Annotated in this window: 8 protein-coding genes and 1 pseudogene; 6 read left to right on the plus strand and 3 right to left on the minus strand. The window is 64.5% G+C overall.

Going from position 1 to position 12,423, the window contains the following annotated elements:
- Positions 1-15: 15 nt before the first annotated feature.
- Both cycA and lon read right to left on the minus strand, forming a co-directional pair.
- Positions 16-1,461 carry a D-serine/D-alanine/glycine transporter gene (gene cycA, locus JOF57_RS10150; RefSeq protein ID WP_209916170.1) on the minus strand — a complete coding sequence of 482 codons (1,446 nt, stop codon included), beginning with the start codon at positions 1,459-1,461 and terminating at the stop codon, positions 16-18.
- Between the two features lie 138 nt (positions 1,462-1,599).
- Entirely contained in the window at positions 1,600-3,924 is a 2,325-nt protein-coding gene (lon, locus tag JOF57_RS10155; protein WP_209916173.1) for an endopeptidase La, read from the minus strand.
- A 110-nt stretch (positions 3,925-4,034) separates the two neighbouring features.
- On the opposite strand from lon, the gene JOF57_RS10160 reads away from it, so the two are divergent.
- Complete coding sequence (locus JOF57_RS10160) at positions 4,035-4,235, plus strand: hypothetical protein (protein WP_209916175.1); 201 nt, start codon at positions 4,035-4,037, stop codon at positions 4,233-4,235.
- 9 nt (positions 4,236-4,244) lie between these two features.
- Here JOF57_RS10160 and JOF57_RS10165 read toward each other — a convergent pair.
- Positions 4,245-5,018, minus strand: a pseudogene (locus JOF57_RS10165) (molybdopterin-dependent oxidoreductase); the annotation flags it as partial.
- Between the two features lie 94 nt (positions 5,019-5,112).
- Between JOF57_RS10165 and JOF57_RS10170 the strand changes: the two are divergent.
- From JOF57_RS10170 to JOF57_RS10190, 5 genes are all read left to right on the plus strand, one after another.
- Positions 5,113-6,621, plus strand: coding sequence for a site-specific integrase (locus JOF57_RS10170; RefSeq protein ID WP_044516874.1), 1,509 nt, complete (start codon positions 5,113-5,115; stop codon positions 6,619-6,621).
- Positions 6,618-8,402: a hypothetical protein gene (locus JOF57_RS10175; protein ID WP_209916176.1), complete on the plus strand. Its 1,785-nt coding sequence runs from the start codon at positions 6,618-6,620 to the stop codon at positions 8,400-8,402. The genes JOF57_RS10170 and JOF57_RS10175 overlap by 4 nt, the downstream gene beginning before the upstream one ends.
- On the plus strand, positions 8,399-10,543 hold the full coding sequence (locus JOF57_RS10180) for an integrase (protein WP_209916178.1): 2,145 nt from the start codon (positions 8,399-8,401) through the stop codon (positions 10,541-10,543). The genes JOF57_RS10175 and JOF57_RS10180 overlap by 4 nt, the downstream gene beginning before the upstream one ends.
- Positions 10,540-10,959: a coiled-coil domain-containing protein gene (locus JOF57_RS10185; protein ID WP_209916180.1), complete on the plus strand. Its 420-nt coding sequence runs from the start codon at positions 10,540-10,542 to the stop codon at positions 10,957-10,959. The genes JOF57_RS10180 and JOF57_RS10185 overlap by 4 nt, the downstream gene beginning before the upstream one ends.
- Before the next feature lie 122 nt (positions 10,960-11,081).
- Positions 11,082-12,344: an IS256 family transposase gene (locus tag JOF57_RS10190; protein WP_209916182.1), complete on the plus strand. Its 1,263-nt coding sequence runs from the start codon at positions 11,082-11,084 to the stop codon at positions 12,342-12,344.
- Positions 12,345-12,423: the final 79 nt, after the last annotated feature.

The raw sequence follows: 12,423 nt of genomic DNA on the forward strand, positions 1-12,423 counted from the left end.
GGTCCGGGCCGAAGGTCAATCAGAACCCTTCGACTCAAGGTCGGCGGACTCCAGATCTGCGTGGAAGGCGGCTTCGCGGGCCAGATGTCCGGGGCGACGCCGCAGCACCAACCACGCGATACCCAGCACCAGGAACCACGCCGGCGTCACCAGTTCGGCCTGCAGGGTGTCTTCCTTCTGGGTGAACGCCCACAGCAGGAAGGCGAAGAAGGCCAGGACGACGTAGCACATGAAAACGCCGCCGGGCATCTTGAACTTCGATGCCTCATGCAGTTCCGGTCGGCGCCTGCGGTATACGAGGTAGCTGATCAGGATGATCGTCCAGACGAAGATGAAGCACAGCGACGAGATGGTGGTGATCAAGGTGAAGGCCGCGACGATCGAGTCGCCGGCGACCACCATGACCACACCCGACAGCAGGAACACCCCGGACAGGAACAATGCGTTGGCAGGTACGCGCCGGGACGTGAGCCGGCCGAACAGGCTGGGCGCGTCACCTTCGGTGGCCAGGCCGTACACCATCCGAGAGGTCGAATAGATACCGGAGTTGGCCGACGATGTCGCCGAGGTGAGCACCACGAAGTTGACCACCGATGCGGCAACGCCCAGGCCCGCGAGGCTGAACATCGCCACGAACGGGCTGAGGTTGGCATCGATCTCGCGCCACGGCGTGACCGCGACGATGATCGTCAGGGCGGCGACATAGAAGAGCATGACGCGTACGGGGATCGAGTTGATCGCCTTGGGGAGGTTGCGTTCGGGATCCTTGGCCTCGGCTGCGGTGGTGCCCACCAACTCGATTCCGACGAATGCGAAGGTCGCGATCTGGAACCCGGCGACGAAACCCATTGGGCCGGTGGGGAAGAAACCGCCGTCATTCCACAGGTTGGCGAAGGACGCCTGGGCCCCGGTGGGGGCGGTGAAGCTGGTGAAGATCATGACCAGGCCGATGACGATCAACGTCACGATCGCGATGATCTTGATCAAGGCGAACCAGAACTCGGTCTCGCCGAAGGCCCGCACGGTCGGCAGGTTCAAACCGATCAGCACCACGACGGTGGCGAGCGCCGGTATCCACAGCGGTAGGTCCGGCCACCAGAAGGCCACGTATCCGGCGATCACCACCACGTCGGCGACGCCCGTGACGATCCAGCAGAACCAGTACGTCCAGCCGGTGAAGAACCCCGCCCACGGGCCGAGCAGGTCGGCCGCGAAATCGGCGAACGACTTGTAGTGCAGGTTGGACAGCAGCAGCTCGCCCATCGCCCGCATGACGAAGAACAGCATGAAGCCGATGATCATGTAGACGAAGAGCACCGACGGGCCGGCCAGCGAGATGGTCTTGCCCGAGCCCATGAACAGACCCGTGCCGATCGCACCGCCGATCGCGATCAGCTGGATATGCCGATTGGAGAGCTGGCGGGAGAGGTGTCGATCGTCGGTGGATGCGTCTGACGTCACACCGTGAAGGATTGCAGACGGCGGCTTGCGGCGCGTGTGTGGCCCCACTCCGCTCGAAAGTCACGCTGGAGTGGCTGCCGGGGTCGGCAGCCACTCCAGCGTGACAAAGGTGCGAGCGTGACAAAGCTGCGCGTTCGATCAGGCGGCGGCGGCCGCGGCGTCCTCCCGGGGCTCCAGCGCCGCCACGATGATGTCGGCCACGTCGGTCATGGGCTTGACCTGCACCGCCTCCAGCACCTCGGCCGGGACCTCGTCCAGATCTGGTTCGTTGCGCTGGGGGATGAAGACCGTCTTCAGCCCGGCGCGCTGCGCCGCCAGCAGCTTCTGCTTCACCCCGCCGATCGGCAGCACCCGGCCGTTCAGCGTGACCTCACCGGTCATCCCGACATCACCGCGGACCTGACGCCCGGTGGCCATCGACACCAGTGCCGTGACCATCGTGACGCCGGCCGACGGGCCGTCCTTGGGCACCGCACCCGCCGGGACGTGCACGTGGATCTGGCGATCCAGTGACTTCGGGTCGACACCCAACTGCTCGGCGTGGGCCCGGACGTAGGACAGCGCGATCTGCGCCGACTCCTTCATCACATCACCCAGTTGCCCGGTCAGCTTCAGGCCCGGCTCGCCATCGTTGGCATTCGCCTCGATGTAGAGCACGTCGCCGCCCAGGCCGGTGACGGCCAGGCCGGTTGCCACGCCCGGCACCGCGGTGCGTTCGTCGGACTCCGGAGTGAACCGTGGACGGCCCAGGTACTCAACGAGATCCGGCCGATCGATCACGATCGCAGCCTCGGCGGAGTCCAGTTTCGTGGTCACCTTGCGCAGTGCCTTGGCCAGTAACCGCTCGAACTGCCGAACGCCTGGCTCGCGGGTGTAGTCCGCGGCGATCTTGCGCAATGCCGCGTCGGTCACCGTCACCTCGGAGTCGGTAAGCGCCGCTTTCTCGGCCTGCCGGGGGAGCAGGTAGTTCCGCGCGATGGCGACCTTGTCGTCCTCGGTGTAGCCGTCGAGTTGGATCAGCTCCATCCGGTCCAGCAGCGCCGATGGGATGTTCTCGATGACGTTGGCCGTCGCCAGGAACACCACGTCGGACAGGTCCAGATCCAGCTCCAGGTAGTGGTCGCGGAACGTGTGGTTCTGCGCCGGGTCCAGCACCTCCAGCAGTGCGGCCGACGGATCGCCGCGGTAGTCCGAGCCCACCTTGTCGATCTCGTCCAGCAGCACAACAGGATTCATCGAACCCGCCTCGCCGATGGCCCGCACGACGCGACCCGGCAGTGCGCCGACGTAGGTACGCCGGTGGCCGCGGATCTCGGCCTCGTCGCGCACACCACCCAGGGCGACGCGCACGAACTTGCGGCCCAGCGCACGGGCGACGGACTCGCCCAGCGAGGTCTTGCCGACCCCGGGCGGACCGGCCAGCACCATCACGGCTCCCGAACCGCGGCCACCGACGACGGCCATGCCGCGCTGGGCGCGACGTGCCCGCACAGCCAGGTACTCGACGATGCGGTCCTTCACGTCGTCGAGACCGTGGTGGTCGGCGTCCAGGATCTCCCGGGCGCCCTTGAGGTCGGTCGAATCCTCGGTGCGCTCGTTCCACGGCAGGTCCAGCACGGTGTCCAGCCAGGTGCGGATCCAGCCGCCCTCGGGGCTCTGCTCGCTGGACCGTTCCAGCTTGCCGACCTCGCGCAGTGCAGCCTCGCGGACCTTGTCCGGCAAGTCGGCGGCCTCGACGCGGGCCCGGTAGTCATCTGATCCCTCCGGCTCGCCGTCGCCCAGTTCCTTCCGGATAGCGGCCAGCTGCTGGCGCAGCAGGAATTCCTTCTGCTGCTTGTCCATGCCGGCGCGGACATCCTCGGCGATCTTGTCGCTGACCTCGACCTCGGCCAGGTGCTCGCCGGTCCAATCGATCAGCAGACGGAGCCGACGACCCACATCTGAGGTCTCCAGAAGCTCACGCTTCTGCACATCGGTCAGGTACGAGGCGTAGCCGGCCGTGTCTGCCAAGGCGGAGGGGTCGGTGATCTTGTTGACCACGTCCACGATCTGCCAGGCCTCGCGGCGTTGCAGCATGGCCAGCAGCAGTTTCTTGTATTCGGCGGCCAGCGCCTTGGTCTCGTCGGAGACCGGATCGGCCTCGGCCGCCTCGTCCACCTCGACCCATAGCGCCGCGCCCGGTCCGGTCGTTCCCGAACCGATGTGTGCGCGGCGTTCACCGCGGACGACGGCGGCTTCTGCGCCTCCGGGCACGCGGCCGACTTGCACGATCGACGCGATCACACCATGAGTGGGGTAGCGGTCGTCCAGGCGCGGGGCGATCAGCAGCTTGCCGGATTCGCTGGCCTGGGCGGCGTCGATCGCCGCGCGGGCAGCGTCATCGAGTTCGATGGGCACCACCATTCCGGGCAGGACGATGGGCTCGCTCAGGAACAGGACCGGCACTGCGATTTGTTCAGGCATCAAACCTCCAAAGTTCAGTCTGATGCGCTCAACCTTGATGAGGGCAGGTTTGTTCCCGGCGTGCCCGTCGTCCGAGTTCGCCGTGAGTGAACGGAAGCTAGGATCCAGTCATGAACCGGGGATTCGTCGTATCGTTCGCGATCGGTGTGATCGTGGCGCTGTTCGGCCTCATCTGGGCGTTGCAAGGTTTCGGTGTGCTGCAGGGCAGCCCGATGAGCAACACCACTACCTGGTCGGTCATCGGCCCGATCACCGCGGCGATCGGGGTCGTGATCGCTGGGTGGAGTTGGCGCAAGCTCTCGTCGAAGTAGCGGGCCGGATCAGGCCACGGTGAAGTCCACCGAATGCCAACCGGTGGCGCCGTCGGGCACGGTCGAGGTGTGATCTGAGGTCTGGACCGCCCCGGTGTTGTCGGTGGCCCGCACCGTGATCGTGTGGCTGCCCGGACCGCTCGCCTGCCAGGGCAGGCTCCACAACCGCCAGGTCTGGTTCGAATAGGCGGCACCCAAGAGTGCGGGTTGCCATGGGCCGTCGTCGATTCGGACCTCCACGGCACGTACGCCCCGGTTTTGCGCCCAGGCCACTCCGCCGAAGGTCGTCGGCCCCGCCGCCACCTCTTGACCCCGCTTCGGCACATCGATGCGCGACTCGGTTTTGATCGGGCCGCGCGCGGCCCAGCCCTGTTTGGTCCAATACGCAGCTGCGCGGTCGTAGCGGGTCAACTCGAAGTCGGTGACCCACTTCGTTGCCGACACGTAGCCGTAGAGTCCGGCCACCACCAATCTCGCCGGATAGCCGTGCTGGACGGGAAGCGGCTGTCCGTTGAGGCCGATGGCCAACATCGCATCGCGGCCGTCGCTCAGGGCGTCCACCGGGGTGCCCACGGTGAACCCATCTACCGATGTCGACAGCAACATGTCCGCATCGGTGGCCACACCGGCCGCCTTCAGGAGGTCGGTCAGCCGGTAACCGGTCCAGATTCCGGTTGAGATCAGGTCGCCGCCAACCGGATTGGATACGCACGTCAGCGTGACGGCCTTCTCGATGAGATCGAACTGGGTCAGATCAGCGAAACTGTAGGTGATCTCGCGGTCGCCTGTTCTCTGCCCGACAGGCGTGTCGAACACGGTTTGTGAATGGTGTCGGTGATGATGGGTGCGATGCCCGTGAGGTGAGGGGAGTCCCGGGATGGCTGGTGATTCGGCTGATGGTTGGACCCTTCATTTCTACGACTTTCAGCAGCGGTTCGTCTCGGTGGAGGACGTCGTTCCGGGGGTGGGTGATGTCGAGGCCTGGGCGAAGCGCAATGGTGTGCGTGATGGCACTCCGTTCTTTCTGGACCCGTGGGGCCGGGCGGATGCGTTGGTGAACGCCTACTGGCGGGATCCGCTGGTGCGGGGACGGGCAACGGGGACGTTGCGTCGTTACGCGCTGTCGTTGAAGGTGTGGCTGGATTTTCTGCACGCGGTGGGCGTTCGGTGGGATCAGGCGTCGCGGTCAGAACTGGCTGCGTTCAAGGAGTGGCGTTTGTCGGCTGAGAAGAACCCCCGGCAAGTGAGTCCAAATAGTTTCTGTGTCGATCGCGCGGCGATCCGCAGTTTCTATTCGTGGGCGGCCGAGCAGCACGGAATTGACAACCCCGTCCGAGCCCGCGTGATTGCTACGTCGTGGATGGGCGGTGGCCACGTCGTGTTGGAGAGCACTCCCTCCGGGATGCGCAGGGCTGACGTGAAATGGCTTACTCCACAGGCATTTCGGTTGTGGCGGAACCTGGGGTTGCGTGGTTTTACGATGGAGGGCGTGCCGCGCCACGATTGGCGGGGCGCGACTGAGGATCGCGACATCGCGTTCGTGGAGGGGTTGTTCGGGACGGGTTTACGAATCGGCGAGTGGTCCAGCATGTTGACTATAGAGGTGCCCAAACCGGGCTCTGAGGGGCTTATGCGTTCGCGGGTGGCTTCTCATTGCGCGAAGGGTGGTAGCGGGCGGGCGTTCTGGATGCGGCGTCGCGTCGCCCAGCAAGTGCACTTCTATCTGGAGGAAGGTAGTCGCACTGCTGCCATCGCCCGCGCGCAACGTGCTGGCCGGTACGGGCAGGTTACGGATCTCTGGGTCGTTGAACGGGTTCGCCGGGATGGGCAACTGGAGGTTGTAGATGAGAAGGGATCGCGTCGTATGGTCCGGCTGGACGCACTTGGGCCGTCGACGCGAATGAGGTTATTCCGCCAGGGTCGTGATGGCCTGGAGCCGATGTGGTTGTGGCTGAATGACGACGGGACACCTCGTCCCAAGCACGCCTGGTACAAGACGTTCGACCGTGCGAACGCCAGGGTCGCGAAGGCGCTCGTCCAAGTGGGCGGTACGCCGCTGTGGTGCCGTCCCCACATGCTGAGGCATTCCTTTGCGCTGCGGTGGTATTGCATCGCCACGTTCGTCGCGTGGCGCCGTACCGACATGTTGACCAAGCAGGAGCAGCGCGACTTCCGCAATCAGCTTGGTGATGTCTGGTTCCTGCTGGCGACACTTCTTGGACATCGTAGTGCCGAGGTGACACGCAGCGTTTATCTCGAGCCGTTTCAGGTGCTGCAGGTCGAGGAGCTCATCGCGCTGATGGATGCCGATGATCGGCAATCTCTTGAGCGTCTCGTCGCAGCAGTGGGTGTCGGTGAGTCTCGCGTGTTGACGGTCCCAACGTGACGGGTCACCGCGCGGCGCAGCCGGATTCGGAGTGGGAGCCTGTATTGCGGCGACGCGGGCTGATCGTGACGTTCGTCAGCGAGGACGGCACTCAGTCGAAGGACTTCGACTTCGGTTCGCTGGCGGGCGTTGACGGGATCCGCCACGATTTCGCGATCGCGTTCGAGGACGCCACTGGTGTGCTGGGCGTATCCAAGCGGTTGAGGGGCGCTGGCGCGCTGTGGCAATCTGCCCGGCACGCCTGCTGCTGGCTCGCCGAAAACCGGCCAGCATTAAGGGGGCTGACAGACTTATCAGCGTCGGATGCCCGGCTCCTCGCCTTGTCGTGTCGGGTACCCAGCGGTCCTGGCCCGTTGCATAGCCTGAAGACTCTGCTGCGTTGTAGTCCTGTCGTCTCCGATGAGGCACGGCAGGCGTTCACGCGCGTGCGTCACCCGAAGACGAACACGGCACGCCAGCCCTATTCCACCGATGAGCTTCGCCGCATCACCGTCGTTGCGCGGGGAATGGTGCGGCGGGCGCGTACCCGGCTGAAGACTCATTGGCAGATGGTCGACGACCATCGTGCGGGACGGCTCGATCACCTCCCCCGCACGGACCCCAATCGTAGTCTGGCCGAAGTGCTCGATCACTGCGCCCGTGAGGGAGATTTCCCCCGCACCGCCTCGGGCGCAAGGACTTACGTGACCCGGCGGGTAACGGCAGCGGCCGGTGGATGCCGTCTTCAGTCGTTGTTGCATCTCAACCCGGGCGAGGCATGGGCATTCGGTGTTCTCCTCGCCGGACTGACCGGCCTGAACCTGTCGACGCTGGACTCGCTGCCCGCACCACACCGACGAGCCAGCAGCCCAGATGAACCCGGCATCGTGTTCGTCAACGCCGACAAGCCCCGCCGTGGGAAACGGTCGGTCATGACGGTGCCGGTGACTGCGCTACGCCCCGAACTGCGGCCACTTGGTGGGCAGAATCGGCGCGCCGCAGTGGCCAACACGTCGCTGACGACCGCGTACGGGGTCTTCATGGTGCTGTTGGAACTTACCGAACCGGCCCGCACGCTGACCGGGTCTCAGCGCGCATTCATCTATTACAGCGCCCAGCCCGACCATGTCGAGCAGAAACTCTTCGGATACGGAACCAGCAGCAAAGGCACCGGCGTGACTGCTCGGCGGCGGTGGATGGCGCCGTGGCTGACCGGTGACGCCGAGCATGACGGCTTGCTCCTCGGGATCAGCATGGATCGGCTGCGCAAGACCTACCTGGAGCAGGTCCGAAAACCCACATCCCACACCCCGGCCACGTTGGCTCGCTACCTGAGCCGCATGGACCCCGTGCGCAACGAGGGATTCCAGATCGTCGCCGAGGCCCTCGACGAGCAGGTGAACCGAGCACTGGCCCGCCGGTCGATCACGGTGCAACCGGACACCCACGACGACGGATCCGGCCAAGACGCCGTGCTGGGCACGTGCGCTGATTTCGAGCACTCGCCGATCGACGGTCAACGGTGCCGCCAGTCGTTCATGGCATGCCTTGACTGCAGCAACGCCCGCGCCTTCCCGCGCCACCTACCCGTTCAACTGGTCGTCGCCGACCGGCTTCGCGGCCTGCGCCAAGAGATGCCCCTTGGGCAGTGGATCGCCGATCACGCGGGTCCTCTCGCGCAACTCGACGACATCTTCGCCGAGTACGAGCAGGCCCAGCTGAGCGCCGCGCGAGCCGAGATCACCGACAGCGATCACCACACGGCCAACCTTCTGCTGACAGGAAACCTCGAAGCGTCATGACCCATACAGCTGAAGCTTTCGACGTCGTGGCAGGTGTCCACGTCGCCCCCGCAACAGAGGTCGTGATCAACCGCACCCTTCACGTCCCAGGGATCCGATACCGATTCGGCGACCCGGTGTGGGATCTGTCCGCGGCGATCGAGGACCGCCACAGCGCAGGACAAGCCGTGCACTGGGACGGGTTCCCAACGCCATTCCGCCACGCCTGCAAGCTCTACCTGTTCGCCCTGCTCAACATCGTCGACGACGCACCCCGCCTTGACAGTTCCCGATCGCTCTATCCGCACATCAAGACGATCTTGGCCGAGCTGGTGCCGTTGCGGAGGCTCACGACATGGCTGGCGAAAATGGGTGTGACATCGTTCGGCCGAGTCGGCGCCGAACATCTCGACGACTATCTGCGCCACGTCACCGAGACCAGCGGCGTCAGCGCCGAATCCAAACGTTCAGCGTTACAGGCCATCAAGCGTCTGCACGTGTACCGGGATGCCCTGCCCACGCATTGCCGGCTCCCCCCGGGCCCGTTGTGGGGCGGCGCGAGCGCCCGAGGCCTCGCCAACTACGAGTCATCCTGGGGCAAACCGAACACCACCCCGCGTATTCATCCCGACATCATGGAGCCGCTACTCTCGGCAGCATTGATGGTGACCCACACGATCGCCACCGATCTACTTCCCGCAGCACGCAGCCTTCTCGCGATGCGATACCTGGCCCATCGCATCGCACCCGCCATTCGTCGGGCTCCTACTCGCACGGTGTCGGTGTTCGAGACCACCAAGCAGCAACTCGAATGCCTGCTCGCGGCACTAGGCCGCAACGACGCCTCACTTCCAGGTATCCGGACGGGCGACACGACCAGTGTCGATCTGATGGGGTTGGCCGTGGGTGGATGGCTCAACCACACCGAACTGAGGCGGATGAAAGAGACACCGGTCCTGGTAGCCAAGCATGGATTGCCGATCGAAGTGGACATGTTGCGCGCCACCACATTCAGCGCCACCGGCATGCACTGCTGGCGCGAAGCCCCCGTCGGCGCGAGTGAACTCGTCGAACTGCTGCGCCACGTCACGACTGCCTGTTTCCTCGTGATCGCCTACCTCTCGGGTGTTCGGACCGGCGAGGCACTCAACCTCCGGCGCGGCTGCATCAGCCGGGACTCGAAACTGGCGTTGACACTCATGTCCGGTCACCAGTTGAAGGCCGATGACCGGCGCCGACACCGATCACCCGCCACCATCCCCTGGGTCGTGACCGACGAAACCGCCCACGCCGTCAACGTTCTTGAGCAGATCACGGTGAGCGATCTGCTGTTTCCGGCTTTCAACATGTGCTCCCAACAGCGATTCCTCTTCGGCGCCAACCGGACCAGAACACCCGGCTCCATCAACGCCGACATCACCAGCTTCATCGAGTGGTTCAACCACGCGATCGCTCCAGCAGGCATCCATCCGCAGATCGGCGCCGACCCGCACGGCACAATCCAAGTGCCGCGCCTGCGACGCACACTGGCATGGCACATCGTCCGGCGGCCCGGCGGAACCATCGCCGGCGCAACGCAATACGGCCACCTGCACACACAAATGATCCAAGGTTATGCCGGCGGAGCTGATTCAGGATTCCTCGACGACATCACCTTCGAACAATTCCTCCACCGTGCCGAGATCATCCACGACGACAACCATCGACTCGAGCGCGGCGAGCACGTCTCCGGTCCAGCTGCCGATGAGTACCGGGCCCGCGTTGCTCGGGCAAGCACGTTCGCGGGTTTGACAGTGACCACCAAGAGTCAGATCAACAATGCACTGTCGAACCCCGACTTGCAGATCCACCACGGCGCGGTCGTGACGTGCGTGTTCCGGCGCGCCACCGCAGCCTGCCTGGAACCTACCGACAACAGCTCTGTTGAACCGTTCTGGAGTCGGTGCCGACTTGGCTGCGTCAACGCCGCCCGCACCGACCGCGACGCCGCCAACCTTCGTCAGCATGTCGAAGCACTCCAACGCGATCTGGCGACTCTCGAACTTCCCGAACCGCTGCGGCAGCGAGTTCAGGTTCGCCTGATCGAGCACCGAAAGGCCCTCGCAGAGCACGAATCCAGCCGACCGACGACAAACCCCCAGCAGGACGAGGACGACGAATGACCCTCATGGGTGATGCTGCCGCACGCAACGATGGAGAACGCCAGCTGGTGCTGGCCGCGATGAGCCGCCTCCGAGACGACAAAGCCGAGCAGAGCAACGGCCCACGTACCGTGGTGGCCTTGGCAGCCGAATCGGGAGTATCGCGGCAGAGACTCTATGAACATCACGGCGATCTGCTCAACGAGTTCAAGGCGACGGTCGGGTGCGGACCCGTTCCCCCGAATGTCGAAGCGCTGCAACGACAACTTGCACAGGCCCGTGAGCACAACCAGGAACTGACCAACGAGAATGCTCACCTGCAAAGCAAGATAAGGACGCTGTCAGCGGTGATCACCGAACTCACGCACGAAACCTCCGGAGCCAACGTCGTTGTTTCGATGCCACGGAAACTCGCGGGACGCAACGGGTTCACCTGAACAGACCGTCCCACGGATTCTGTCTGATCTTGGCTGGTCGTTTGACTTGGGACTGTCAGAGAAACGGTGGATCTGATCTTGGTGTGACACGCCGAGCGTGAGCTTGGCGGGAAGGATCACCAATGTCAGAAACACTCGATCCCGTGGCGACTGAACTGGATCAACGGCAGCTTGCCGAACAATTGTTGGCGCAGGCCAAGGAGCAAGGCGTCGAGCTGGTCGGCCCGAACGGGCTGCTCAACCAGTTGACGAAGAACGTGCTGGAGACCGCGTTGGATGCCGAGATGACCGAACATCTGGGTTATGACCGGCATGATCCCACCGGGCGGGGCAGCGGCAACTCCCGTAACGGGATGCGATCCAAGACGGTGTTCACCGAGATCGGCCCGGTCGACATCGACGTGCCGCGGGATGTGAATTCCTCGTTCGAGCCGCAGATCGTCAAGAAACGCCAACGTCGCCTGACCGGTATCGATGAGATCGTCTTGTCCTTGACGGCCAAGGGATTGACCACCGGGGAAGTGTCGGCGCACTTCGCCGACGTCTACGGCGCCACGGTGTCCAAGGACACCATCAGCCGGATCACCGACAAGGTGATCGAGGAGATGGCCGAGTGGTGCAACCGTCCGTTGGAGGCGGTGTATCCGGTGGTGTTCATCGACGCCATCAACGTCAAGGTCCGCGACGGCCAGGTCACCAACCGGCCGGTCTACGTGGCCATCGGAGTCACCTGCGGCGGGGAACGCGACATCCTCGGTTTGCGGGCCGGCGACGGTGGTGAGGGCGCCAAGTTCTGGCTGGCGGTGCTCACCGAGATCAAGAACCGCGGCACAGGTGACGTGTGCATCGTGGTGTGCGACGGCCTGAAGGGGCTGCCCGAAGCGATCACCACGGTGTGGGACCGTGCCATCGTCCAGACATGTGTTATTCATCTGCTGCGCAACACGTTTCGATACGCGTCGCGGAAGTACTGGGACCAGATCGCCAAGGACATCCGCCCGGTCTACACCGCGGCGTCGGAGGCCGCGGCCAAGGAACGCTTCACCGAGTTCACCGCGACGTGGGGTGCCCGGTACCCGGCGATCATCCGATTGTGGGAGAACGCCTGGAGCGAGTTCGTGCCGTTCCTGGACTACGACGTCGAGATCCGACGCGTCATCTGCTCGACCAACGCCGTCGAATCCCTCAATGCCCGTTACCGCAGAGCGATTCGCGCCCGCGGGCACTTCCCGACCGAGCAGGCCGCGATGAAGTGTCTCTACCTCGTGACCCGCTCCCTAGACCCCACCGGCCGCGGTAAGGCACGATGGGCAATGAGGTGGAAGCCAGCGCTCAATGCGTTCGCGATCACCTTCGAAGGCCGGATCACCCCGACCGGCAACTAACAGATGCCAAGGTCGGATCCACCGTTAATCTGACAGCCCCTTTGACTTACAACGAGCGGCCAGTGTATCGCGCTGTCAA

Origin of the sequence: Mycolicibacterium lutetiense, from assembly GCF_017876775.1 — a bacterium.
In the GTDB taxonomy this organism is placed as follows: Bacteria; Actinomycetota; Actinomycetes; order Mycobacteriales; family Mycobacteriaceae; genus Mycobacterium; species Mycobacterium lutetiense.